The organism is Parvimonas parva (genome assembly GCF_045866535.1).
GTDB lineage: Bacteria > Bacillota > Clostridia > Tissierellales > Peptoniphilaceae > Parvimonas > Parvimonas parva.
This window is the reverse complement of record NZ_AP038371.1, coordinates 302,546-326,195: the sequence shown is the minus strand read 5'-3', so window position 1 is coordinate 326,195 and position 23,650 is coordinate 302,546. Positions and strand designations below refer to the sequence as shown.

The window sequence follows — 23,650 nt, the reverse complement described above, 5'->3', positions numbered from 1 at the left end:
TCTTACCTACTTTCTAGCACATTCTGATGCCGTTCCAAGAAGTATTTGAAGTCCATGTTCTACCGAATCAATAATATACTCTAAAGATTCTCTAACAGCTTTCGGACTTCCAGGTAAATTTACAATCAAACTATCATTCCTTATAACTGAAACTGCTCTTGAAAGCATCGCTCTCTTAGTTATAGTTAAGCTATATTGTCTGATTGAATCACAAATTCCAAAAGCATTTTTGGTCGCCACATTCAAAGTCGCCTCAGGCGTAACATCTCTTTTACTAAAACCCGTTCCACCGGTTGTTAAAACTAAATTCGCACCCAAAGTATCACAAGCATATTTTAACTTTTCTTCAATTATCTCCCTCTCGTCCGGAATTATTATCTTTTCTATAACATCATAATTATTTTCTTTTAGTATTTCAACGATTACCTCTCCTGAAGTATCAACTCTTTCTCCAACTGATCCTTTATCAGAAACAGTAATTACATAAGCAGTAAACATAAAAACCTCCTAAAAAGCATTTTCTATATGTGTAATTTTATGCTCATCAAAAATTATCTCTATAACATCAAAACGAATTCTGATTCCAAACAAATTTTTCTCAAGCATATACATTTGTGCAACATCTTGTATCTTTTTTATCTTATTTTTATTTACAAATTCTCTGGGAAAACCGAATTTCACATTTTTTCTAGCCTTAACCTCAATAAAAACTACATAATCCTTATCTTTTGCAATTATATCTATCTCTCCAAAAGGCTTAAAAAAATTCCTTTCAAGCAACTCATATCCCTTTTCTAAAAGGAATTTAACTGCTAAATCCTCTCCCAAATTTCCAATATCTTTAGCTTTCATATTCTTTTTTCTTTTCAAAATATTTTTTCAAAAAAGTTACTCTATGAATTGGAGTAATTCCACTTTCATCAAGACCTTTGTAATGTGCCTTTGTACCATAACCCACATTTTTTATAAAATTGTAGTTCGGATACTTTTCTTCATACTCAACAAACATAGCATCTCTAAATTCCTTTGCAATTATTGAGGCACAAGAAACCACATAAGAAAGTTCATCACCATGAATCAAATTAATCTGTGGAATATCGACATCAACCTTTTCAGCATCAGTTATTAAAAAATCTCCCACAACTTTATTTCCATTTAGGTCTTTTATATTTGAAATTGCAATCTTCATCGCAAGCCTACTTGCTTGTTTTATATTTATCTCATCAATCTTTACATTATCTACAATTCCAATCCCATATCCGACACATTCAGCCAAAATTTTATCATAAAGTGCAAGTCTTTTCTTTTTAGAAAGTTTTTTACTGTCCGTAACTCCATCTATTGCACTATCTTTTTTCATTATAATTGCACAAGAAACGACAGGCCCTGCAAGGCAACCACGACCAACTTCATCAACACCTATGATTAAATTAAAATTTTCATAAATTTTCTCTAATTCTTCCTTAATTTCCATTTTCTTCCTCAACTTTTTCAAGGTCCTCAACAGTTTCTAAAGTAATCCTACCAAGTTTAACCTTTCTAAAATCATCAAAAACTAAATTTGCAACTTTAAAATAGTCAATTTCATTTTTCTTTAAGATTGCTCCACGATTTCTACCTATTTCGTCCATTAAAAATAAAGTATCCTCGTAAAAATCTTCAGATAAATTATATCTATTTTTCAAAATATTTATATCTCTTTTATTTAACTCATCAATGAAACGAAAAGCTAAATTTTCAATATCCATAATCTCATCTTTAATAGCACCGGTAAAAGCTAAATGCAACCCTGTTTGCTCATCTTCAAACTTCGGCCACAATACCCCTGGAGTATCTAAAAGCTCCAAATCATTTTTCGTTTTTATCCATTGAACTTGCTTTGTAACGCCGGGTCTATCTCCTATTTTTGCACTTTTTCTTTTTGAAACCGTATTTATGAAAGTTGATTTACCAACATTTGGAATACCTACAATCATCATTCTAATCGTCTTTGAAGAAAGATTTTTTTCCTCAAGTTTTTTAAATTTATCAGCTAACATTTCCTTTGCAAGTGGATAAATCTTATCTAACCCCTTAGAATGAAGTGCGTCAATAACAACCGCACCATAGCCTTTACTTCTATAATAATTAAGCCATTTTCTAGTTTCATTTTCATTTGCCATATCCGATTTGTTTAAAATCATTATTCTTGGCTTATCTTTTAAAACATCGTCGATAACCGGATTTTTACTACTTATCGGAATTCTTGCATCAATAATTTCTCCAACAATATCAACCAATTTTAAAGACGCTCTTATATTATCCATAGTCTTTTTCATATGACCCGGATACCAATTTATATTCATTAATTATTCCTCCAAATTTATATTAATTAAAATAATATTCCTCTTAAATTGTACCATATTTCCCATTAAAAAACTACTTTTACAACAAAAAAGAGCTAGCCTAGACTAACTCCAAAAATTTTTTATTACATAGCATAACCACTGTATATTAAAGATAAAGGCAAGAAGAATAAATACGGTGCAGTAAATATTGCCATAATTAAAGCCATTTTTCTTTTATCTTTTTCATCAATATCAAGATTTTTAAAACTTATTTTCAAGTTGAAAAAGTAAATACAAATTCCGGATAATAAAACTGCCAATGCAACAATAGTAAATGCATAAATATTTGCAATAGGATTTGACATTATATAAATAACAATATTTTTTTCAAACCATTTTATAAAAGCACTCGATTCTCCTCCTATTGTTCCTAAATAAGTTACTAAAATCAAAAATACAGAACCGATAAAGTCCGACAAAAATCCAAATATGAATACTTTAAAAATAACTTTTTTATATTTTAAAAACGCCTCCTCTATCTTTAAAAATTTCAAAGATATAAAAATTACAAGTGAATCTACAATGAAATTTACAGGAATTGCAATTACCCAAGTAAATGGAATTAAAATTAACAACCAAACCGGAAAAAATACATTGTAAAGTTTTAAATTTTTCATAAACCACCTCATAAGTTAACACACAAAATATAAAATCAATTGATAAAACACAAAAATACTCTTTTGTCATTTTTAATTTAACATTTTTGTGAATTACACTACTCTCAAACTCTGTCTTTCTATAAGAAATGCCTGGAAAAGTCTTAGTACCTTTGTGAATTACACTACTCTCAAACATTTCTTAAAATTACCTTATTTGTCCCTTTGTCTTAGTACCTTTGTGAATTACACTACTCTCAAACCTTTTTTCTGGATTGTCTTTTAAGTCTTTGGTCTTATTACCTTTGTGAATTACACTACTCTCAAACACTTTTATAACTTCATTTATTTGTAAATCAGTCTTAGTACCTTTGTGAATTACACTACTCTCAAACCTTTGGTAAATCAATCACTTCTTCAGTTTGTCTTAGTACCTTTGTGAATTACACTACTCTCAAACTATAAGTCCCTCAACTCTTGATATAACTTGGTCTTAGTACCTTTGTGAATTACACTACTCTCAAACAATAATAAATGAGCTATTACAAGATAAATAGTCTTAGTACCTTTGTGAATTACACTACTCTCAAACTGCGTTGTTTGTATTTAGTCCATCTAAAAAGTCTTAGTACCTTTGTGAATTACACTACTCTCAAACACTCTACTTGTATTACTATCTGTTTATCTAGTCTTAGTACCTTTGTGAATTACACTACTCTCAAACTGGAGCAGAGGCACATACAGGAATTTTTAGTCTTAGTACCTTTGTGAATTACACTACTCTCAAACTCTGTGTGCAGTATGTAATACTTTTTCATTGTCTTAGTACCTTTGTGAATTACACTACTCTCAAACCTGCTTCTGGTGTTGGATAAGCCTTCCTGCGTCTTAGTACCTTTGTGAATTACACTACTCTCAAACCTCAAATAAAAATTTTTGTGAGAGTTTTTATGGTTACGAGCCATTGTATAATCAATAGATTTCGCATAAATCATCATCTATTATAAAGATACTTTCTTTTTGTAGTTTACTAATAGTAATACTTTCAACTAAAACTATATTAAAATCATTATATATCACATACTCATAAAAGTCAATTATTTCTTTTTCGCTAAAATTTTGTTTGAAATTTATAAATATAAAATTTTTTATTCCAAATAATTCGTTTATTATATTCATATAATTAATTATTCTATCTAAATCTAAATTTTCATAATTTTTTATTTTTAATTTAACCGACTTTAATAAATCTAGTATGTCCATTTCACTATCAATTTCCAAATATAAATCATATTGAGATATAATTTTATATATAAAATTCTCGATTTCAGACTTTATTTTAAAACTTTCATCAGAATATTCTAACAAACTTATTTCTTTAATTTTTTTATACATTTTTGTTAAACACAATTTATTAATATCAAAAGAATAGTAATCATTAAAAGTAAATAAAAATTTTGAAGGTGCAATCAACTCATTTCTATCGAAAAGTAAAATTTTACCATCTTTTATATCAAGTTTATTAACAAAAGAATCAACTACTTCTCTATATTCTTTTTTATTTTCAATAATTAATACATTAATTTTTTCATTCAAATCTAAATGAAATTTAAAATTTTTTATTTGTAATTTCAAAATATTTCTATCCTTTCATCACTATCTAACATATTTGAATTATATTCTCCTACTAAAGTTTGCATTTTTTGAAACTGTTTTTCTGTAATATTAATTACTTGAACAAGTCCTTTTGGTGGCAAATTTTTCTTTAATTTTGATATAAAATTTTCAGCTGAAGTAGAATTCAACAACATTTTTACATACAAAGATTCCTGTAACATAATAAATCCATTTTGTATTAAAAATTTTCTGAAACATCTATATTCTTTTAAATCTTCTTTTTCTATTGTTGGTAAATCAAAAAATAATAAAATTCTCATAAATCTATAACTCATTTTCATATAACCTTAAATTTGAAAAATCTTCACTATCCAAAGCATCTAATAAACTTTTTGTATAAATTCTTATTGCGTCTTGAATAAAATATTTTTGTCCATTAATTATAACTTGACTAGATAAAATTTTCTGTATTTCTCTCTTCTCATCTGTTCCAAAATTTTCAATATTCATCTCAACAATCTTTTTATCTATTATTGGCCTAAAAGGCTCCATTAAGTCACAGGATAAATTAAATGGATTAAACTTATTTTTATGAAATATTCCTAGATTTGTTATATATCCATTAGAAACAATTTCTCTGTTAAAAATAGAAAGTATTATAGAATATCCATAATTCAATGCCATATTAATCGGATTTTCTTTATCTTCCCTACAAAATGAATTTCCAAAAATAGCATTAAAATAAACTTTAGCAGAATGTCCTTCTCTATTAGTTTTATCAAAATTTTCTATTTCTACCATATATTCTTCCAATAATTTATATTGCTTAATATTAAAATATCTTAAAAGCTCCTTCTGATTTTTTATTTTTTCGAATACTATAATAGCCCAAAGTTTGCCTTTTATTTCATCTTTCCAATTAGCTTGAAATTTAATTCTCTCACTACAATCAAAAGAGCCGTAATAAGAGATGAGTTCACTTTGAGGATTATGCATTTCATCACAAAAAATAACTTTTATTTTGTTTTTTACAAGCTCACTTAAAAGAGCAGTAGTTATAGAAACAGATGTGCTTTCTACTATAAGCACACCTATTTCTCCAATATTTACTTGACTTAACTTATCATTTTTTCTTATATTCATATTATTATATCTTAAGTCAAGTTTACATCTATCAGTTATTACTATTGTTCTCCATCCTGCCATTTTTCTAATCCTTCTTTTTTCTCAAAAAGTCCTGTAACAGATTCATCCACAAATTGAATATCTTTTTCAACAAGTTGCTTAAATTTTTTACCATGTAATTTCCCAAAAGCCATGCTTAATCCTTCAAATGAAAGATTACCATTTTTATCTAATTTTTGTTTTCCATTTTTATCTAATTCAGGTTTTTCTAATAATTTAAAATTACCATAAGTATCTTTTTTGAAAATTTTTAAAAATTCTAATAATAATTTTGCTTTATCAAGTAAATTCAAATTTTTAAAACAATCAAACACTTCTATTAATTCATCATATTTTTTACTATTATAATAATTAGCATAAATCTTTGAATTTAATCTTTCACAAAAATATTCATACAACTTTATAAATTCTATATTTAATCTCTCTTTTGCCTCATCTGTTGTTTCATTTCTATCATTTTCTGAAGTTTTTTTCAAGAAATTAATTCTATATTCTCCATTTTTAACATTATTATTGTTATTATAAAAAGCGGATAAATGTTTGATATATTTTAAATGTTCTCCATCTGAATAAAATTGTTTTGAATTTTTTATTTCTAATTTATTATCTGTAAATCCAACAATTCTATATGGATAACCATTTAATAAAATTTTTTGTTTTAAATTTACTTTTCTAATAAATTTAGGACTATTATATCCTTTGTCTTCTAAATATTTTTCAATATCCTCGTTAGAATTTATTTTTTCTCTATCAAATATAAAAATTCTATCAAATCCAAACACTTCTTTATTTTTATCAATATATTTAAAAACAACAAAATATGCAGGCATAAGCGTACTAAAATATCCATATTTTTCAGCAATTTTGCAACTATCTTTTAAACTTGATTTCAATAATTTAGGAGTATTTGGAATTACAGTTAATTTTTTATCGATTTTAGATTTTTTTAGTATTGTCAAATCAAACAACTGTCCTTTACCCTCAGTAATCATTTGAGTAATATTAGCCGTCTTTTTATTTATCATTTTGGAAATAGTATTTATAGAATAGTCTTTTAGCCAAGCAACATTTTCTCCTCTTGAAACATCATAATCAAATATTTTCTTAAAATTATAAGTTTCTCTAGTATTATCAACTTTTCTTCTATCTTCTATAAATTTCCAATAATTTTTGGTGAATTTTGTATCAAAGACATTTCCAACAACTATATTCAAATAGGCATCTTGAGCATGATGTGCATCATTTAAGTCTCTAACTTTTATTATCCCATACTTTTCTCTAAAATCACTCACTAAATTAGCTTTAGAACAAACAACATCAGTATTTTGGAAAATAAACTCAAAAAGTTTTTTTACTTCTAAAGTTGACTGCCTTGTAGTTACTAATTGTCTAGAAATAAATCCTGATAATTCATCATCTGAAAAATAAGTATTTCTTCTTAATCTATTATATTTTTCAATAGTAATAAATCCTTTTTCTCTTAAAAAATTCCAAAATTTATTCATCCTAAGTCTAATAGATTCGTCCAAATAATCCCTATTATCTTTATCTTTATTTATAGTTTTTTCAACTAAAACAATATTATCAAAACTATCATCTTTTAATTTAGATTGAGGAATTATATGATCTATATCGTAAGTATTAGCAAATAATAGTTCATTTAAATCAATATTTTTACCTGTGTACATAGATTTTCCGAGTTGCATAAAGTATAAAAATAATTTTTTCTCTCTTAATCTATTATCATCATAATTGTCAACTGATAATTTTAAATTATCTAAATTGTTCAAAAATTCCTCATTTGAATCTTTCATATTCGCATATAAAGTTTTTATACGCTCTTTTCTCTTTTCAGTTTTCTTCCCCTTTTCTCCTCCACCTCTTGCCATTTCAATAAATATTTTTTTAGGATTTTTACCTGTAATTTTCTTTATTTCCATAGCAATTTTATAAGTTTGAATTATAGAACGTTTAACCGATGGAGAAACATATAATTCATCTACATATTCATTAATATTAAATTTTTCTAAAGTATTTTCTTGATTTTCTTCTGCAACTTTCTCTGATAGATTAAATTTTTTAGAAGTAAATTCCATAAAATTATAATTTGTACTTCTTAATGCAACAATTATATTTTCAAATGATTCAGACTCTATCACATTTTCAAAGCATATTTCTGTTAATAACCTTTTAGATAACCTACCCCATTTGTTAAATTTCATTTTATTTATCTTTTTTAATTCATCATCTGAAACATAGTCTTTAAACTCTGTATTATTTATTGCATTTTTAAATAGTTTTTTATCATCACCATAAAAGCATTTAAATTCTATACATTTTTCAACAAAATTATATCCTCTTAAAGTATCTATTTTATCTCCAATTACCTTTTTAAATTTTATATAACTATCTAATTTTGATTTAAATTCATTATCTAGCCCTGAAATATCTTCTTTTTCCACAAAAATTTGTTTAGTTTTTAAGTAATCTACAAATTTTTTCTTTGTAACCTTAGAAGTTGTTTTAAAAAGCTCATCAATAATTTCATTTTTTAAAACAACATTTATAAATTCATTTTTAATTTTTACTTTATTTAATTCATTTAATAATTCATACTCTGAATATAGTAAAGAATTTTTAGGAAGTACATTTTCTGTTTTCAAATAACTACACCTATTAGACATTCTTTCAATAAATGCTTTCGCACTTTCTTCCATATCTACTATTTTTTCAAAATTCCAAGGAGTAATTTTTTTATTTTCTTTAAGTTTAGCCCAAGAAAATTTACCTTTTAAAGTCCCAATATAATAAGGAATTCTAAAAGTAAAAAGTTTTTCTATTCTTTCAATATTAGTAATTCCATCAATTTTTTCTAAAAGAAAATCATAGTATTTACTTTGATTTTGTAAAATTTTTTCCAGTTCTATTTTATGAATTTGATATGGTATAACACCATTATCGTTGGTTTTTAGTTTTGGTAATAATTTATTTTCATTTAATTTCAAGTTTATTTTTTCTAAAACTGCGTCATTTTCTTCATATTCTTTTATCTTAGCAATATATTCTTTTATTTCTTTATTTAAATCTTCTTGAGTACAAGTGTTTTTCTTTTTACCATTATTTAAGCTAGATGAAATATACGATACATAATTCTTTTCCTTGTTTTCATTTCTAAAAAATTCAAAATAGTCTTTTTTAGGTAAATATTTTTTAAAAATATATTTTAAATTACATAAATCACATTTATGCTCATCATAAAGATTAACTTTTGATTCTGAAATGTATTTATTCCCTTTCAAAATATTATTTAAAATCATAAAATCATAAACTTTTTTACAAATATCGATAAGTAAAATATTTTCTCCAAGACTTAATGCTATTTCATCTCTTTTTTCATCATATTCAATTTCTGATAAATTTATTCCTTCATTTTTTTCTTTTTCTTCATAATTAATAAAAATGTCCTTAAATTTAACTCTATACCCTATGCAACAACGCAAAACACTCTGTATAACTTTACTATCAATTAGTGAAACAAATGATTTTCCCTTTGAAGTTTTATTCTCTTTACTACAAATTATATCTTTTATATTATCACATAAATTAATATCTAAATTTTCTTCTAAATTCTCACTTAAATAAGCAGATAATTCAGAAAATACTTCTTTAAAATCAGTTACACTATCAAAATCTTGACCTTCAAATATAAAGTGTCCTCTATATTTTAATATATTGTGAATAGCAAGGTAAATCAATCTTATATCGAACTTTTTATTTTCATTTTTAATTAGCTCATTTCTCAAATGATATACAGTTGGAAAATCTTTATAATATTCCTTATCTGTATAGTTTTCATCATTAAAAATAGGAAATCTAAAATCAAAAGTTTTATCCTCATTATGCAAAGTACTTTCTTCAAGCCTTCTGAAGAAATTTTTATCAATTTTACAAATTTCAGTTTCAAAAATTTCTTCAAGATATTTTAATCTTTTACTTCTTCTCTCTAATCTTCTTCTAGAATTTCGTTTTACTCTCCTCTCCTTTGCAGTTTTAGCCTCATCAAACAATCTTGCACCCCACATATCTTTTTTGTTAAAACGAAGAAGATTATAAGATAAATCACTTACTGCCCAACCTACAGAATTTGTACCAATATCAAATCCTAAGTAATAATCATTAAATTCTTGTTTCTTTTTTTCAATATTTCCTTTCATAAATCCTCCTTATTTATTAATAAAATTTTCCAAAAAAATTTGACAAATTTAAATTTTTATATTATAATTGCTACAGAATAGCTTAATACCTTTGTGAATTACATTACGAGTTCAAATAAAAAGTTATTCAAATCGCCCTAAAGGCTAACCTATATGTTTAGGTCAAACTCACGAAAGTGAGTTTTTTTATTGTAAAACAACAAAGTTCACGGCTACTCACTTGATGAGTAGTATTTATTGAAGATTGGATTAACGATTATCCTAAAAAAATATTCGATTACAAAACACCTAGAGAAATTTTTTTATGTGACTAATTTATTCTTGCAATTTTTAAAACTATTTTAATACCAAGAAAACCTTTTATCATAGCATAGTTAAATTATAAGTATATAAACGATTTTTGTCAATATTTTTATTATTTAATATCATTTTTTTATATGCCTTAAAATTTCCCGCAAAAAAAAGAGCCAGATTACTCTAACTCTCCTGTGTTTGATTTAAGTAGTCGGTTGGTCGGTGTATCCAACATCTCAGATACCTTTTGCAAGGTGTGGCAGGAACCCTTTCTGCCCTCAACTACTTATTTGTTACTTATATTATACCCATTTTTTTATTTTTTGTCAACTTTTTTCAATCTTCCACTAAATTTTCTGCTCTCTAATTTATAATCATTTATGGTATACATACTGGCAATAAAAAATTTATCTTTTGTTTTGTTTAGTTTTAAAGCCAACAAAACATTTTTTTCAAGGCATTTCACATACTCCAAACTTATTTTATTTTCATTTGGATTTATTCCAACATAATCCGGATTTTCTATTATATTCTCAACATCATCAATATATTTTATAACATCATAATGTTTTCTTTTTTCTATATGTCTTTTCAATCCATGTCTTGAATACTCAATTTCTGATAATTCAGATTTAATTCCCAATAAATCTTTAATGCTATCTTTTACTTTCATATACTCTACCTCTTGAGTATATTTTATCATAAATAATGTAAAATTTAAACTCGTATAAAAAAAGAGCTATCTTTACAGATAACTCTTTACTATGTAAGCACACCCAAGGTTGCTTAACAAAAAATGTACGGTACCTTTGTAGTTAGCTCAGAGTAAGCAATCTTACGGCACATAGAGTATTTTACTTATGGCTGCTTCCGTCAAGACCTGACCAGGTTCGTAAAGCTCTATTGCGTAAGGACCCACTCGTCAACACCACTTTCAAAAGTCGGCTACACCCCTTGAAAATCTAACTTGGGAATTCAGTCCTGCTATAGCAGATTGCAGGTTACAGGGTACTGCTAACACCCCACCTAGTGCATGGCGGAGAGCGAGGGATTTGAACCCTCGAAACGCTTTTGACGTTTACACGATTTCCAATCGTGCTCCTTCGACCACTCGGACAGCTCTCCACAATACTTATATATTATAAAGTATTTTTTTAATTTAGTCAACAATTTTTAATTTCACTTTAAAAACTCTGAAATTTTAGTTGCTATTTCTTTTGGCTTTTCTGTATAAAAATTATGTGTAGTATTTTCTATAAAATAAACTTTTATATTTTTACTTCCTGTCTTTTTATATTTTTCAACTTTTTTATTTTTATACTCATAAGCATCTTTAGGTAAATCAGATAAAAGCAATAAAATTTCATCTTTCAATCCTAGTGAAAATATATCTTTGTAATCATCATACCTTATGTCAAATAAAGAAGATATTATATTTATATCCATATTCAAACCATTTTCTAAAATATAATTTCTTGAGTATTCTTTTTCTTCCTCTAAGGTAGTTTTCATATAATCATCTTCAAAAATTCCACCATCTAAGATAATTATTTTTTTCGCATATAAAAATCTTGAAAACTTTAATAATAAGTCTGCTCCTAAGGAATAACCCATTACTAAAGAATTTTTTGGAATAACCGATTTAATCCAATCTAAAAATTCTTTTTCATTTTTTATATTTACATCAATATTTGAATATTGTCCCGGAATATCTATATATTTTATTTCATATCCATATTTATTTAATTCTAAATTAAACTCTGTTGTAGTTTCAATTTTACTACCTAATCCAGATAAAAAATATATTTTCTCCATATTTAATAAAATTATCTCCTTAATTTCTACTTGAAATAAAAATCCCAAACATAACGCCAAGCAAACATAATACAACACTCAATATTATATAAATTATTGCCATAACGGGCTTATTAATTTGAAATAAGTTATTTGCTTCTAGTGAAAAAGTTGAAAAAGTTGTAAAGCCTCCACATACTCCAGTTTTGAAAAACAAAGTTAAGTTTTTTGACCAATTATTTTTAACCGAAATACCAACAACAATTCCAATTAATATTGCTCCAAGCAAATTTGTTATTAGTGTTAAAATCGGAAATGTATTTTTATATGGAATTAAGCTAATTGAATATCTTAAAATTGCTCCAATAGCTCCACCTAATCCAACAACTAAAATCTCAATCATAAATACCTCTAACGCTTTTGAATCATAACCACATAAGGTGGATTATTTTTTTGATTTTCGAACAAAAATTTAAGAACGGTAAATTCTTTTTGTTCCAAATTTTTTAAAAACCTTGAAATCTCTGCACTCTCTATTTGTCCACATAAATGTCCTATGTAGAAAGTTATAAAAATTACTCCGTTTTTATTTAATTTTCCCAATAATTTTTTCAAACTTTTTTCAACATCGACTGCATTTGTAGTTATATTCTTATCTCCTTTTGGCAAATATCCCAAATTATACATTGCAAAATCAACATTTTCTTTTACATATTTGTCAAAATCTCTATGATTTTCTAAAATTAATTCATAATTTGAAAAATCTTCAAGCAATTTTTTTGAATTATCCAAAGCATCTTGTTGTATGTCGAAACAATAAAGTTTTTTTGGCTTTAAAATCTCTAAAATATTTTTAGAATCAAAGCCGTTTCCAACTGTCATATCCACAGCAACTTCGACATTTTCAACATAACTTTGCATAAAAAATTCTATTAAAGTTTTTGTATTATTTATTTTTACACCCACTGCAACTCTTTCCTTGTTCTAAAATTTCTTCAATATCACAGATATATAAATTTTCTTCTTTTTTAGTTATTCCTAAAATTCCGTCAAAAAATATTCTTGAATAAAAAGTTTTTTTCTCTTTTAAATATATTTTATAAGCAATACATTTTAAGAAAAATCTGTTAAATCTTTCCATCCCCTCATCATATTTTATTTCTTCCAAATAATAGTCCTCATCTCTAAAGGTAAGTTTTACATATCCGATTATATTTTCTTCCATAACCAAACTGAAATAAAATGTTGGAATGGATAAGTCCATACTGCCACTAATTCCGTATTTAACATAAAGCTCTTCAAACTCTTCTGGAGTAGCATTTTTCAATCCTATCATTACAAACTCCTTAAATATTCTATTTCTTCTCTATTAAGTTCTCTATAATTTCCTATTTTTAAATTTCCAAGTTTTATTTTCCCAAAGGCAATTCTCTCAAGAGAAACAACTTCATAGTCCAAAGTTTTAAACATTTTTCTTATCTGCCTATTTCTGCCCTCTTTCAAAAAAACTTTCGCCATATTATTTTTAAAATCAAAAATTTCAAATCTTGCTTTTCTTGTAATTTTCCCTTCAAGCGTTATTCCATTCGATAATTTTTTTAAATCACTCTCTTTTAAAGTTTTATCAACTTTTACAATATATTCCTTTTCGACATTATGGCTTGGATGAGTCAGCTTAAAAGCCAAATCTCCATCATTTGTTAAAAGCAAAAGTCCAAAGCTGTCTTTATCAAGTCGTCCAACCGGATAAATTCTCTCTTTAGACTCTATTAAATCAACTACAACTTTATCTTCGAAAGGGTCTTTAAGGGTACTTGCATAACCAACAGGTTTATTTAAAAGAAAATACCTCTTTTCTTTCTCTAAACTAATCTTTTTTCCCTCAACCACAATTTCATCCTCTTGTGAAACGTCAAGACCTTTTTGTGCAACTTTTCCATTTACAAAAACTTTTCCATTTTCTAAAAGCAAATCTGCACTTCTTCTTGAACAATATCCGGAATTTGCAATAAATTTATTTATTCTCATCTTCTATTTCCATATTTTCATCTTCAACTATTTGATTTTTTTCTTCATCAGAAATAAATTTCTCTATATCGGGCAAATCTTTTAAAGATTTTAAATTAAATTGATTTAAAAAGTTTAGAGTAGTCTTATAGATTATCGGTTTTCCAATTCTATCAAGTCTCCCTGCCTCTGCAATAAAATCCTTTGAAAGCAAAGTTTCTATTGAGCTGTTACACTTAACACCTCTTATCTCTTCAATCTCTTGTCTGGTTATCGGCTGTTTGTAAGCAATAATCGCCAAAGTTTCTAAAGTAGAGTTCGTTAAATGTTTCATCGTTACTTTTTCAAAAAGCTTTGAAATAATCTCGTGAAATTCTTTTCTGGTCTTTATCTGATAGTGATTAGAAATTTTTTGAATAAAAAGTCCTCTCTTTTGAAATTCAAATTCTTCTACAAGTTCATCAGCTAAAACACTCGCCTCTTTTACAGAAATTTCCAAAACTTTTGCTATATCATCAATCTTTAAAGGGTCGCCATAAACGAATAGCAACTGCTCGATAACTTGTTTATATTCTCTACTATTCAACATCATCACCCACTAAATTAAGTTTAATATTCTTATCTTTATCTTGAAAAATACTTACAAAATTATTTTTTACAAGTTCTAAAATAGACATAAAAATTGTTATAAGCTCACTTTTTGTTCCATTATAAAAAATTAAATCTTCAAAATAAACTTCTTTCTTTTCAAAAATTTTTGTCTTTATCATAGAAATATACTTTTCTATTGGAAACAAATCTTTTTCTATAATTTTTTCAAAAGAATTTTCTTCTATCTTGTTCTTATACTGATTTATTATATTTTCCATTAAAGTCAAAAGTAAATTCACATCAGTATTTAAAATAATTTCCTTATCCTCTGTAATGTACTCAGTTATATCCGATTGCATTTTTGAATATGCTTTACTTCCATCATTTTCCAAATTTTTAAAGTATTCTCCAACTTTTTTAAACTTTCTATACTCTATAAGTCTTTCGATAAGCTGTTCTTTTGTAACAATCTCTTCATCCTCTTCATCTGTAACTTTTGGAATAAGACTTCTCGATTTAATTTCAACCAAAGTGCTTGACATAAGTAAAAAAGCTGATATATCCGTATCTTCTCCATAAACGGAATTTTCTATTACTTCAAGATAATACTTTGTAATCTTACTTATCTCAATATCGTATATATCAACTTTTTGTTTTGAAATCAAATCAAGTAGCAAATCCAAAGGTCCTGAATATGCATCTAAATTAACAACTAATTCCATTACATTACCAACATAGACGCTATTTTAAGGATAAACCCACCAACAGTTTGAACTGCAGGAGTTAAAAATGTTCCGAAAGTTCTAGTCAATATAAGAGCAAGTAAAATGAAAGTTGTATAGTTTGAAAGTTTAAAATATTCATATTCAACTTCTCTTGATAAAAATGCACTTACAAAAATTGCACCGTCAAAAGGTGGTAAAGGTATTAAACCAATAATCCCAAATACAATACTAATTGAAAAAACATCTCTAAAAAGCATAAATAAAAATACACTTTTTGAGCCTATCATCAAATAAATTATTGCTGAAATCAAAGCTATCAAAAAACACATAACAGCATTTGATAAAGAATAAATTATTTTTCCCCAAAATCTATTTTTAAAATTACCCACATTTACTTGTAAAGGCTTAGCCCAACCAAATTTAAAAATCAAGAAACAAATAAAACCAGTTATATCAATATGATTAACAGGATTTAAACTTGTTGCTCCGTTAAGTTTTGGTGTGTCATCTCCTAAAGCCAAAGCAACATTTGCTTGAAAAATTCTACAAGCTATAATTACAAACATTATAGCAATAGCGACAACTAAATGTTCCATTAAAAAGTCCATACTACCTCCTATTCATTTCATTTAAAATAGCCATAGCCGTTTTAAAATCATTTATCTCTCCATTAAAATACATTTTCTTTAAATCCTCAAAATGAATTTTTACAATACTTAAATTCTCATCATCATCTTCAGGTAATTTAGAAGAAAACAAATCACAAGCTCTATAAATCACTGTTTTTTCAGTACAAAATCCAATACTATTATATCCTTCAAAAACTTTTTCTAAACTTTTTGAACTAAAACCAATCTCCTCTTGCAATTCCCTAAGAGCAGTTTCTTCATAATTTTCTCCATCTTCAACAAGTCCTGCGGGAATTTCCAAAACGTCCATTTCAACCGGAAATCTAAATTGTTTTACTAAATAAACATAACCGTCTTTGTCAATCGGAAAAATGGCAACAGCATCTTTATGATCAACAATTTCTCTTTTCAAAACTTTTTCTTCAGTTTCAAAATATTCGAGTTTTAAATCTAAAATTCTACCCTTAAAAATTTCTTCTGTTTTTATTTTTTTATACATCTTAATTTTTCCTTTTTCTCATCAGCTATTCTTATCATTTCTTTAGACTGTCTTATAGTTGTTTCGTTGATATTTGCTCCACCTATAAGTCTTGAAATCTCCATAACCTTATCTTCATAATCTGCACATAAAACTTTTGACAAAGTTGTATCTCCAACAGTTTCTTTACTGATTATAAAATGTGTATCGGATAAAACTGAAATTTGTGGTAAATGAGAAATTACTAAAAGTTGATGATTTTTAGAAATTTCAGCAAGTTTTTCTCCAACAATTTGAGCCGTTACACCACTTATACCCGTATCAATTTCATCAAATACAAGAGTTGAAATCTTATCTCTATCGGATAAAACTTTTTTAAAGCCCAACATAATACGGCTCATTTCTCCACCTGATGCAATCTTGTAAATCTCTTGTAAAGCCTCTCCTTTATTTGTAGAGATTAAGAAATTAACTTCATCAAAACCAATATGTGTAATTTTATTGTTCGTCTTTATATCTATTTTAAAAATTGAATTTTTTAAATCCAAATCTAAAAGTTCTTTCTCAATTAATTTTTCTAATTTTATTGCAATTTCTTTTCTTATATTTGAAATTTCATTTGCAAGATTTTTATATTCATTGCTCAAAGTTTTAAGTTTATTGTTCTCTTCTAAAAGCATATCCTTTGAATGTTCAAGCAAATATAAATCTTCTTCCAAAGAATTTTTATGCTTTATAAGACCTTTTTTATCCGTTCTATGTTTCCTCTTTAAGTCATTCAAAAGATTAAATTTTTCTTGTAAAATCATCAAACTCTCTTCGTCAATATAAATACTTGAATGATAATTTTGTAATTTTTCGAAAAGTTCTTTTAATTCAAAAGAAATATTTTCTAAATCCTCACTAAATTTAACATTTTTATCATTTTCTTCCAACAACAAAACATTTCTATTTATTTCATTTAAGAAAGAAAAAATATTCAATTCTGAATTTTCTCCGTCAAAAAGTTCAACTAAATTTGAACAACATGATAAAATTGTTTGACTGTTATTAAATTTATCAATTTCATTCTCGATAAATTCTTCATCTAAGGTTTCAAGTTCTAAACTGTTTAGCTCTTCAATTTCTTCCTTTATTTCAGCAATATTCTCATCGAAATTACTTACTTTATTTTTTAATTTCTTTAAATTTAAACTTGTCTTTTTTATTTTTCCGTATAACAATTCTAATTTTTTTAGTTTTTCTTTAAAAGCATCATCACAAAAACTATCCAAAACATCGACAAAATTAGTTCTATTAAATAGAGTGTAACTGTCATGTTGTCCACAGACATTTAAAATATTTATCATAATTTCAGATAGGATTGAATTGTTTACCGTTTTGTTATTTATCTTTGAAACAGAACGACCGTTTTTATTTATATTCCTTGAAATAACAAGCATTTTATCTTCAATTTCTATATCTAAATTAAGCATCTCAAATTTATTTTTCAAAATTTCTTCTTCATAATTTGATAGAAAAAAAACTCCTTCAACATAAGCATTGTCAGTACGTTTACCGATGAAAGAAGTATTAGCTCTCCAACCACAAAGCAAAGAAATGGCTCCAATAATTATAGATTTACCGGTTCCGGTTTCTCCTGTTAAAATGTTAAGTCCTTCAGTAAAAGAAATTTTTGTTTCATCAACAATAGCTAAATTCTTTATATATAATTCAGATAACATACTATCCCTACCTTAAAAGTTTCTTTATATCTTCAATAACCTCATCTAAAAATGATTTATCATCAACTGCAATAAAAATCGTATCCGTTCCCGTAACAATTCCGCTTACCATTTTAAGTTTAGCACTTTCAATGTAAGTTCCACAAATACTTGCTGTATGTGGAATTGTCTTTATGAGTATCATATCTCCATTATGTTTCATAGACAAAATGGCAAGTTTACAAATTTTATTAAGTCTTTCATCTAAAGAGTCATACATAGAATCGACAACTTTGTACTTATACTCTCCGTTTTTATTTTGTACCTTTAAAATTTTTAACTCTTTAATATCTCTTGAAACAGTAGCTTGTGTAGAATGAATACCCTTTTTTTCTAAGCACTCGGAAAGTTCCTCTTGTGTCTTTATCTCGTTATTTTCTACTAAATCTAAAATAATTCTCTGTCTTGTATATTTTTTCATAAAATCCTCTTAAAAAATTCCTTTAATAAGCGCTAATTTTTCTTTATTTCCATCTCCACCAAGAATTGGGGAATCAATTATTTCAAGCACTTCAAGTTTATTTGCAAGTGCATAAAGTTTTACTTTTTCAACAACATTTTCTATAACTTTTTCGGACTTTACAATCCCTTTTTTATTTAAACTTTTGCCCTCACATTCAAATTGTGGCTTTATAAGTGCAACAATTTTGCTATCCTCTTTTAAAAATTTATACAAATTTTCAAAAATATATTTTAAAGAAATAAAAGAAACATCAATAGAAATAAAATCTACTTTTTCACCTATCACTTCAAAATCTAAATATCTAAAATTTGTGTTTTCCAAGCTCACAACTCTTTCATCATTTAACAAACTATCTACAAGTTGATTCGTCCCGACATCTATTGCATAAACTTTTTTTGCTTTTTCGTTAAGCATAATTTGAGTAAAACCACCGGTTGATGCTCCAATATCCATACAAACCAAATCTTTTAAATCAAGTTCAAAATTTTTAATTGCTGAGTCTAATTTTATTGCACCCCTACCAACATATGTATCTTCAACAGTAGAATTTACAGTAACTAAATTCTCATCAACAAGTAAAGATGCTTTTTCTATAACTTTTTCGTCATAAAAAGCCCTTTTTTCTAAAATAATATTCTTTGCGTGAGTTCTTGACTTTGCAAGACCAAGTTTAAGTAAACAAATATCAGCTCTTTCCATTAGTAAGTCCTTTTTTTCATAAAATCTATAAAATTTACAAAAAATTCTTTTTTTCCGGAAATTTTATTTATCTGTTCAAAAGCAAATTTATTTAACTTTTCTATTTTTTCTTCAACTTCAGTTTTTCCCAAAATTGTAGCAAAAGTTTTTTTATTTAGTCTTATATCCTCATCAAAATCAAACAAATCATCTTGAAGTTGAAATACAAGTCCTAAACTTTTAGCATAGTTTTCCAAGCAAATTAAATCTTTATCGCCTGCTCCTGCAAGTTTTGCCCCTGCTAAGATAGATGCCTTGAAAAGTTCTCCTGTTTTTAAAGAATTTATAATTTCAATGTCGTTTAAAGATTCTATTTTATTTTCAAGGTCTAAAAATTGACCGTAAATCATTCCATTTATACCACTTGAATTTAAAATTATTTCACTTGAAGATAGTGCATTTTTGATTTCATCAATATTTTCAAGACTTTTTATAGCCTTAACCATAATCAAATTAGCATTATTTAAAAGCTCATCGCCGACTAAAACGGCATTTGACTGTCCGAATTTACCATAAACGGACAGAACTCCACGTCTAAATTTATCATCGTCCATTTCAGGCAAGTCGTCATGAACTAGAGAATAATTGTGAATAAGCTCAATGGCAACGGAAAAATCTAAAGCCAAATCACAAACTTCCTTGTAACTTTTATAAGCCTCTAAAAGCAAAATAGCCCTTATTCTCTTTCCACCAACGGAAAAAGAATAAGCACACATTTTTTCAAACTCATTTTCATTTTTGTAAACTAAATTAAGTCTATCTTCAATAATTTGTTTGTCTTTTTTAATTAAACTTAAAAATTTTTCCATTACAATTCCAAACTCACTTGTCCGTCTTCTAATGTCTTTTCAACAAATTTTTTCTCTTCATCTTCTGCTTTTTCATCAAATAAAAATAGTCTGCCCTCTTCTTTTTCCAATATTTCAACTAATTCTTTGTGAAGTTTCATTCCCTTTTTATATAATTCAATACTCTTTTCAAGGCTTAATTGTTCCTTTTCCAGAGTATTTACGATTTTTATAAGTTCTTCTATTCCCTTATCGTAATTTCCTAATTTAATTGCCATCTACAATCTCCTTAACATCAGAAATAATCTCTCCATTAGAAACTTTAAGTTTCAAAGAATCTCCTACATTTACAGCTTTAATATCCTTTACAATCTCATCATTTTCATTATAAATAATGCTATAACCTCTTTGTAAAACACTATTTGGATTAATAATCTCTAAAGATTGTCTTTTAAAATCAAGTAACTGTTTATTATAATTAAAAACTGCGATAATCTTTTCGTCTAAAGACTTTTTCAAATTCTCCAAATTTTCCTTTAATGTAGTTATTCTATTAGCCGGATTATAATATTCCAATTCTTTTTTCAAATGTTCCAGCTGAATTTTATCAGCAGAAATTTCTTCCAATATATTTTTATTAAGTTTCTTCTCAGCCTGAGATAAAAATTCTCTTATTTCGTCCATACTAACTGATGAAAGCTCTGCTCCTGCCGTTGGAGTTGCTGCTCTTTTATCCGCAACAAAATCCGTAAGCATTGTATCTATCTCATGTCCAACAGCTGATATAATTGGTTTTTTACAATTAAAAATGGTTCTAATAAGATTTTCATCATTAAACGCATTCAAATCTTCAAAAGAACCTCCACCTCTACCAACTATAATTGTATCAATAAAATCTAGCGAATCTAAGTACTTAACACCCTCAGCTATCTCATCACTTGCACCAATACCTTGCACCTTTGCAGGATAAAAATAAATATTTGCAATTCTATATCTTCTTCTTAAAGTATTTAAAATATCACGAATTGCAGCTCCATTCTTAGCTGTAACAACTCCAATATTTTTAGGAAACTTTGGAATAGGCTTTTTAAATTCAACATTAAAAAGACCCTCCTTTGAAAGCTTTTCCTTTAAGGCTAAAAATTGTTCATATAAATTTCCAAGGCCAACCCTTTCAACATTTTTACAAAGTATTTGGTAGTAACTTCCCTTTTCGTAAGTCATAATAGTTCCGGTTACAACAACCTTTTGTCCGTCAGTAAGATTTAAACTACTTGCAATCGGAACTGTTTTAAAGACTACACATTTAAGCACAGCTTCATCATCTTTGATGCTAAAATAACTATGACCACCGGACTTTTTAAAATTAGATACTTCACCTTCAACACTAATATTGGATAAAAAAGAATCTCTTCTAAGTATATTGGAAATATACTTACTAACCTCTTTTACCTTAAATGTTGTCATCAAAATTCTCCTATTAATAAACCATTAAAAGTACCCCTGAAATAACAAAAATACTCAAAATAGGTAATATATGTTCCTTCAATGATTTTATAGATAATTTAGGTACTGCTATGAAAGCCATTAAACTACAAACAACCGGAACATAAAAAGCAACAATTAAGTAAAACTGTCTCCAACGTAAAAAGTTTATATTCATACTGTATTTAAAAAATACGAAAATAGCAATACAAATCGCACTAAAAACAGGATAAACAATCCATTTTCTTTTATCAGCAGTTCCTACTAAATAAGTTGACACAGCAATCCCTATAAAAGGAATAGCAATAAATCCAATTAACAATAAAGTATTTAATAAACCCATAGCAAACTCCCAAAATTAAATTTTATTTTTTGCTCGAACAATAGTTCCGAGTATTCCATTTACAAATTTATATGAGGCGTCAGTGGAATATTTATTAGCAATCTCAATAGCCTCATTTATGGCAACACTCTCAGGAATGTCGTCTAAATAATAAATTTCGTTAACTGCAACTCTAAGAATCGCCAAGTCAATCTTAGCTATTCTACTGTAATTCCAGCAACCCTCTAAATTTTCTTTTATTATGTTGTCAATATCATCAATATTATCGATTATAGATTTACAGTTTTTTCTAATATATTTAAGCTCATTACTTGGTAAATCAAAATATTCGATAAAACTTTCTATCTCATCACATTTAAAACTGTTGTGGATACTTAATTGATATATCAACTTCATACACCACTCACGTGCCTCACTTCTAGTCATAAACCCTCTCTACTTTTCAACAGACTCAATGCAAATATTAACTCCTAAAACTTTAATACTTGTCATTACTTCTACTTTTAATTTTATATTTTCTTGAATTTTCTTTACAATTTCTTCAAGTTTTTGTCCATACTCAACAGAAACTTTAACAGAAATTTCTATTCCACTTTCTAGAAAATTAATTTCTATTCCTTTTTTAGAATTTTTTGCATTAATTTTTTCCGCATCAGATGGAACACCAACGATAGATTTTACTCCTTCAACTTCAATAGTTGCCATAGCGGTAATCATATAAAAAATATCGTTAGATATTTTGATGCTACCATTTTCAAACTTATTTTTATTCATAATTAATACACCTCCACTTATTAAGTATTATACCATATTTTCAATTTAGATAATTTTTCAAAGGTAAATATGGTGAAATAAAAATTTCATTTTGAAATTCTCTATTTGTAACTTTCATTATATCAAAATTAGCAAATTTATTCAATTAAAATTAAATATTTATACAAAATAAAAAATTTTTTTTAATCAATCTAATATATTTTTTTAATAAAAAATAAAAAAATAACATGAAAACAGTTAGAAAAACAATTTACTATATGTTATATATAACAAAAATCTGAAATCTCCTTGTTTCAAAACAAAAAGCCAACGAAATGTTGGCTTTTTATCTTACATATTTTTTCATAGTATATTTTTTATTTTTAACATCAAATACTTCTATATAAGGCACTCCTTCAATATAATGCCAACATTCAATATATATAGGTTCAATTTCCAATAAACGTTCACTTTCTAAAAGTGAATAATTTTTGTATGAACTTGGATATTTTTCTTTAAATATTTCACAAAATGTTTTATTTTCAATAGGTCTCCCGACATCACAACATATCCCATTAATCTGAATATTATCAATACATAGAGACACATTAGGATTTACAATTATCTGATTATATTTTTTAAAGTTTTTATCCGTTTGAAAATAAAATTTTCCATCTATTACAATTATACTCACCATTCTTGATGTTACAAAGTCATCTTTTGATGTTGATAACACCATAAATTTACTTCTTCCAATTTTTTCAAAGAATTTAGAATATTTTTCTTTAAACACCATATTC

At 26.5% G+C, this 23,650-nt stretch carries 29 protein-coding genes, 1 tRNA gene, 1 other RNA gene and 1 CRISPR repeat array; all 31 genes read right to left on the bottom strand.

From position 1 onward, the window contains the following. Positions 1–6: 6 nt before the first annotated feature. Positions 7–498: a molybdenum cofactor biosynthesis protein B gene (locus ACKTSI_RS01670; protein ID WP_068472723.1), complete on the bottom strand. Its 492-nt coding sequence runs from the start codon at positions 496–498 to the stop codon at positions 7–9. Positions 499–507: 9 nt separating this feature from the next. Continuing rightward, the gene (locus ACKTSI_RS01665) at positions 508–852 is read right to left on the bottom strand and encodes a YraN family protein (RefSeq protein WP_068472725.1); all 345 of its coding nucleotides are present in this window, start codon (positions 850–852) and stop codon (positions 508–510) included. After that, the gene (locus ACKTSI_RS01660) at positions 842–1,474 is read right to left on the bottom strand and encodes a ribonuclease HII (protein ID WP_407862964.1); all 633 of its coding nucleotides are present in this window, start codon (positions 1,472–1,474) and stop codon (positions 842–844) included. Before ACKTSI_RS01660 ends, ACKTSI_RS01665 begins: the two co-directional genes overlap by 11 nt. After that, entirely contained in the window at positions 1,464–2,345 is an 882-nt protein-coding gene (gene ylqF, locus ACKTSI_RS01655; RefSeq protein WP_068472729.1) for a ribosome biogenesis GTPase YlqF, read from the bottom strand. Before ylqF ends, ACKTSI_RS01660 begins: the two co-directional genes overlap by 11 nt. A gap of 125 nt (positions 2,346–2,470) precedes the next feature. Then, the gene (locus tag ACKTSI_RS01650; RefSeq protein WP_068472730.1) at positions 2,471–3,004 is read right to left on the bottom strand and encodes a hypothetical protein; all 534 of its coding nucleotides are present in this window, start codon (positions 3,002–3,004) and stop codon (positions 2,471–2,473) included. Between the two features lie 74 nt (positions 3,005–3,078). Next, a CRISPR array of direct repeats spans positions 3,079–3,904; the repeat unit is 36 nt; unit sequence GTCTTAGTACCTTTGTGAATTACACTACTCTCAAAC. 51 nt (positions 3,905–3,955) lie between these two features. Continuing rightward, positions 3,956–4,618, bottom strand: coding sequence for a type II-A CRISPR-associated protein Csn2 (gene csn2, locus ACKTSI_RS01645; protein ID WP_201275280.1), 663 nt, complete (start codon positions 4,616–4,618; stop codon positions 3,956–3,958). Beyond that, entirely contained in the window at positions 4,615–4,920 is a 306-nt protein-coding gene (gene cas2, locus ACKTSI_RS01640; RefSeq protein WP_068472733.1) for a CRISPR-associated endonuclease Cas2, read from the bottom strand. Before cas2 ends, csn2 begins: the two co-directional genes overlap by 4 nt. Before the next feature lie 4 nt (positions 4,921–4,924). Then, entirely contained in the window at positions 4,925–5,806 is an 882-nt protein-coding gene (gene cas1, locus ACKTSI_RS01635; protein ID WP_201275279.1) for a type II CRISPR-associated endonuclease Cas1, read from the bottom strand. Continuing rightward, positions 5,785–9,999: a type II CRISPR RNA-guided endonuclease Cas9 gene (gene cas9, locus ACKTSI_RS01630; RefSeq protein WP_407862963.1), complete on the bottom strand. Its 4,215-nt coding sequence runs from the start codon at positions 9,997–9,999 to the stop codon at positions 5,785–5,787. Before cas9 ends, cas1 begins: the two co-directional genes overlap by 22 nt. A 610-nt stretch (positions 10,000–10,609) precedes the next feature. Next, positions 10,610–10,966, bottom strand: coding sequence for a PBECR2 nuclease fold domain-containing protein (locus ACKTSI_RS01625; RefSeq protein ID WP_068472741.1), 357 nt, complete (start codon positions 10,964–10,966; stop codon positions 10,610–10,612). 95 nt (positions 10,967–11,061) lie between these two features. Next, positions 11,062–11,328: signal recognition particle sRNA large type (gene ffs, locus ACKTSI_RS01620), an RNA gene on the bottom strand. Further along, a tRNA-Ser gene (locus ACKTSI_RS01615) sits at positions 11,328–11,418 on the bottom strand. The genes ffs and ACKTSI_RS01615 overlap by 1 nt, the downstream gene beginning before the upstream one ends. Before the next feature lie 54 nt (positions 11,419–11,472). Beyond that, a complete protein-coding gene (locus ACKTSI_RS01610) occupies positions 11,473–12,108 on the bottom strand; it encodes an alpha/beta hydrolase (RefSeq protein ID WP_269754407.1) in 636 nt (211 codons plus the stop codon). A gap of 19 nt (positions 12,109–12,127) precedes the next feature. Beyond that, positions 12,128–12,490 (bottom strand): fluoride efflux transporter CrcB, encoded by a 363-nt coding sequence (gene crcB, locus ACKTSI_RS01605; RefSeq protein WP_068472742.1) that lies wholly within the window; start codon positions 12,488–12,490, stop codon positions 12,128–12,130. Between the two features lie 8 nt (positions 12,491–12,498). Continuing rightward, positions 12,499–13,053: a class I SAM-dependent methyltransferase gene (locus ACKTSI_RS01600; RefSeq protein ID WP_308577440.1), complete on the bottom strand. Its 555-nt coding sequence runs from the start codon at positions 13,051–13,053 to the stop codon at positions 12,499–12,501. Further along, complete coding sequence (locus tag ACKTSI_RS01595) at positions 13,034–13,423, bottom strand: hypothetical protein (RefSeq protein WP_068472743.1); 390 nt, start codon at positions 13,421–13,423, stop codon at positions 13,034–13,036. Before ACKTSI_RS01595 ends, ACKTSI_RS01600 begins: the two co-directional genes overlap by 20 nt. After that, the gene (locus ACKTSI_RS01590) at positions 13,423–14,115 is read right to left on the bottom strand and encodes a pseudouridine synthase (protein ID WP_288868098.1); all 693 of its coding nucleotides are present in this window, start codon (positions 14,113–14,115) and stop codon (positions 13,423–13,425) included. Before ACKTSI_RS01590 ends, ACKTSI_RS01595 begins: the two co-directional genes overlap by 1 nt. Beyond that, the gene (gene scpB, locus ACKTSI_RS01585) at positions 14,102–14,683 is read right to left on the bottom strand and encodes an SMC-Scp complex subunit ScpB (protein WP_374044725.1); all 582 of its coding nucleotides are present in this window, start codon (positions 14,681–14,683) and stop codon (positions 14,102–14,104) included. The genes ACKTSI_RS01590 and scpB overlap by 14 nt, the downstream gene beginning before the upstream one ends. Beyond that, positions 14,673–15,407, bottom strand: a complete 735-nt coding sequence (locus ACKTSI_RS01580) for a segregation and condensation protein A (RefSeq protein WP_407862962.1) — start codon at positions 15,405–15,407, stop codon at positions 14,673–14,675. The genes scpB and ACKTSI_RS01580 overlap by 11 nt, the downstream gene beginning before the upstream one ends. Further along, complete coding sequence (locus tag ACKTSI_RS01575) at positions 15,407–16,018, bottom strand: site-2 protease family protein (protein ID WP_068472756.1); 612 nt, start codon at positions 16,016–16,018, stop codon at positions 15,407–15,409. Before ACKTSI_RS01575 ends, ACKTSI_RS01580 begins: the two co-directional genes overlap by 1 nt. A gap of 1 nt (position 16,019) precedes the next feature. Then, a complete protein-coding gene (locus ACKTSI_RS01570) occupies positions 16,020–16,538 on the bottom strand; it encodes an NUDIX hydrolase (RefSeq protein ID WP_407862961.1) in 519 nt (172 codons plus the stop codon). After that, complete coding sequence (gene recN, locus ACKTSI_RS01565; RefSeq protein WP_407862960.1) at positions 16,523–18,241, bottom strand: DNA repair protein RecN; 1,719 nt, start codon at positions 18,239–18,241, stop codon at positions 16,523–16,525. The genes ACKTSI_RS01570 and recN overlap by 16 nt, the downstream gene beginning before the upstream one ends. Positions 18,242–18,248: 7 nt before the next feature. Further along, a complete protein-coding gene (locus tag ACKTSI_RS01560) occupies positions 18,249–18,701 on the bottom strand; it encodes an arginine repressor (protein WP_068472758.1) in 453 nt (150 codons plus the stop codon). Between the two features lie 9 nt (positions 18,702–18,710). Then, positions 18,711–19,442 (bottom strand): TlyA family RNA methyltransferase, encoded by a 732-nt coding sequence (locus ACKTSI_RS01555; RefSeq protein WP_407862959.1) that lies wholly within the window; start codon positions 19,440–19,442, stop codon positions 18,711–18,713. Continuing rightward, the gene (locus tag ACKTSI_RS01550; RefSeq protein WP_068472762.1) at positions 19,442–20,290 is read right to left on the bottom strand and encodes a polyprenyl synthetase family protein; all 849 of its coding nucleotides are present in this window, start codon (positions 20,288–20,290) and stop codon (positions 19,442–19,444) included. Before ACKTSI_RS01550 ends, ACKTSI_RS01555 begins: the two co-directional genes overlap by 1 nt. Next, positions 20,290–20,547, bottom strand: coding sequence for an exodeoxyribonuclease VII small subunit (gene xseB / locus ACKTSI_RS01545; protein WP_407862958.1), 258 nt, complete (start codon positions 20,545–20,547; stop codon positions 20,290–20,292). Before xseB ends, ACKTSI_RS01550 begins: the two co-directional genes overlap by 1 nt. Then, positions 20,537–21,736: an exodeoxyribonuclease VII large subunit gene (gene xseA, locus ACKTSI_RS01540; RefSeq protein ID WP_288868092.1), complete on the bottom strand. Its 1,200-nt coding sequence runs from the start codon at positions 21,734–21,736 to the stop codon at positions 20,537–20,539. The genes xseB and xseA overlap by 11 nt, the downstream gene beginning before the upstream one ends. 13 nt (positions 21,737–21,749) lie before the next feature. Continuing rightward, positions 21,750–22,097 (bottom strand): hypothetical protein, encoded by a 348-nt coding sequence (locus ACKTSI_RS01535; RefSeq protein ID WP_308577432.1) that lies wholly within the window; start codon positions 22,095–22,097, stop codon positions 21,750–21,752. Between the two features lie 15 nt (positions 22,098–22,112). Further along, on the bottom strand, positions 22,113–22,523 hold the full coding sequence (gene nusB / locus ACKTSI_RS01530) for a transcription antitermination factor NusB (protein WP_068472771.1): 411 nt from the start codon (positions 22,521–22,523) through the stop codon (positions 22,113–22,115). A 9-nt stretch (positions 22,524–22,532) separates the two neighbouring features. Beyond that, the gene (locus tag ACKTSI_RS01525; RefSeq protein ID WP_068472772.1) at positions 22,533–22,871 is read right to left on the bottom strand and encodes an Asp23/Gls24 family envelope stress response protein; all 339 of its coding nucleotides are present in this window, start codon (positions 22,869–22,871) and stop codon (positions 22,533–22,535) included. Between the two features lie 325 nt (positions 22,872–23,196). Next, on the bottom strand, positions 23,197–23,646 hold the full coding sequence (locus tag ACKTSI_RS01520; RefSeq protein WP_288868090.1) for a pyridoxamine 5'-phosphate oxidase family protein: 450 nt from the start codon (positions 23,644–23,646) through the stop codon (positions 23,197–23,199). Positions 23,647–23,650: the final 4 nt, after the last annotated feature.

Excerpts from the sequence above, each read along its gene's own strand:
- ACKTSI_RS01670 (WP_068472723.1), bottom strand. The coding sequence starts at position 498 with ATGTTTACTGCTTATGTAATTACTGTTTCTGATAAAGGATCAGTTGGA.
- ACKTSI_RS01665 (WP_068472725.1), bottom strand. The coding sequence starts at position 852 with ATGAAAGCTAAAGATATTGGAAATTTGGGAGAGGATTTAGCAGTTAAA.
- ACKTSI_RS01660 (WP_407862964.1), bottom strand. The coding sequence starts at position 1,474 with ATGGAAATTAAGGAAGAATTAGAGAAAATTTATGAAAATTTTAATTTA.
- ylqF (WP_068472729.1), bottom strand. The coding sequence starts at position 2,345 with ATGAATATAAATTGGTATCCGGGTCATATGAAAAAGACTATGGATAAT.
- ACKTSI_RS01650 (WP_068472730.1), bottom strand. The coding sequence starts at position 3,004 with ATGAAAAATTTAAAACTTTACAATGTATTTTTTCCGGTTTGGTTGTTA.
- cas2 (WP_068472733.1), bottom strand. The coding sequence starts at position 4,920 with ATGAGAATTTTATTATTTTTTGATTTACCAACAATAGAAAAAGAAGAT.
- cas1 (WP_201275279.1), bottom strand. The coding sequence starts at position 5,806 with ATGGCAGGATGGAGAACAATAGTAATAACTGATAGATGTAAACTTGAC.
- cas9 (WP_407862963.1), bottom strand. The coding sequence starts at position 9,999 with ATGAAAGGAAATATTGAAAAAAAGAAACAAGAATTTAATGATTATTAC.
- ACKTSI_RS01625 (WP_068472741.1), bottom strand. The coding sequence starts at position 10,966 with ATGAAAGTAAAAGATAGCATTAAAGATTTATTGGGAATTAAATCTGAA.
- ACKTSI_RS01610 (WP_269754407.1), bottom strand. The coding sequence starts at position 12,108 with ATGGAGAAAATATATTTTTTATCTGGATTAGGTAGTAAAATTGAAACT.
- crcB (WP_068472742.1), bottom strand. The coding sequence starts at position 12,490 with ATGATTGAGATTTTAGTTGTTGGATTAGGTGGAGCTATTGGAGCAATT.
- ACKTSI_RS01595 (WP_068472743.1), bottom strand. The coding sequence starts at position 13,423 with ATGATAGGATTGAAAAATGCTACTCCAGAAGAGTTTGAAGAGCTTTAT.
- ACKTSI_RS01590 (WP_288868098.1), bottom strand. The coding sequence starts at position 14,115 with ATGAGAATAAATAAATTTATTGCAAATTCCGGATATTGTTCAAGAAGA.
- scpB (WP_374044725.1), bottom strand. The coding sequence starts at position 14,683 with ATGTTGAATAGTAGAGAATATAAACAAGTTATCGAGCAGTTGCTATTC.
- ACKTSI_RS01580 (WP_407862962.1), bottom strand. The coding sequence starts at position 15,407 with ATGGAATTAGTTGTTAATTTAGATGCATATTCAGGACCTTTGGATTTG.
- ACKTSI_RS01575 (WP_068472756.1), bottom strand. The coding sequence starts at position 16,018 with ATGGACTTTTTAATGGAACATTTAGTTGTCGCTATTGCTATAATGTTT.
- ACKTSI_RS01570 (WP_407862961.1), bottom strand. The coding sequence starts at position 16,538 with ATGTATAAAAAAATAAAAACAGAAGAAATTTTTAAGGGTAGAATTTTA.
- recN (WP_407862960.1), bottom strand. The coding sequence starts at position 18,241 with ATGTTATCTGAATTATATATAAAGAATTTAGCTATTGTTGATGAAACA.
- ACKTSI_RS01560 (WP_068472758.1), bottom strand. The coding sequence starts at position 18,701 with ATGAAAAAATATACAAGACAGAGAATTATTTTAGATTTAGTAGAAAAT.
- ACKTSI_RS01555 (WP_407862959.1), bottom strand. The coding sequence starts at position 19,442 with ATGGAAAGAGCTGATATTTGTTTACTTAAACTTGGTCTTGCAAAGTCA.
- ACKTSI_RS01550 (WP_068472762.1), bottom strand. The coding sequence starts at position 20,290 with ATGGAAAAATTTTTAAGTTTAATTAAAAAAGACAAACAAATTATTGAA.
- xseB (WP_407862958.1), bottom strand. The coding sequence starts at position 20,547 with ATGGCAATTAAATTAGGAAATTACGATAAGGGAATAGAAGAACTTATA.
- xseA (WP_288868092.1), bottom strand. The coding sequence starts at position 21,736 with ATGACAACATTTAAGGTAAAAGAGGTTAGTAAGTATATTTCCAATATA.
- ACKTSI_RS01535 (WP_308577432.1), bottom strand. The coding sequence starts at position 22,097 with ATGGGTTTATTAAATACTTTATTGTTAATTGGATTTATTGCTATTCCT.
- nusB (WP_068472771.1), bottom strand. The coding sequence starts at position 22,523 with ATGACTAGAAGTGAGGCACGTGAGTGGTGTATGAAGTTGATATATCAA.
- ACKTSI_RS01525 (WP_068472772.1), bottom strand. The coding sequence starts at position 22,871 with ATGAATAAAAATAAGTTTGAAAATGGTAGCATCAAAATATCTAACGAT.
- ACKTSI_RS01520 (WP_288868090.1), bottom strand. The coding sequence starts at position 23,646 with ATGGTGTTTAAAGAAAAATATTCTAAATTCTTTGAAAAAATTGGAAGA.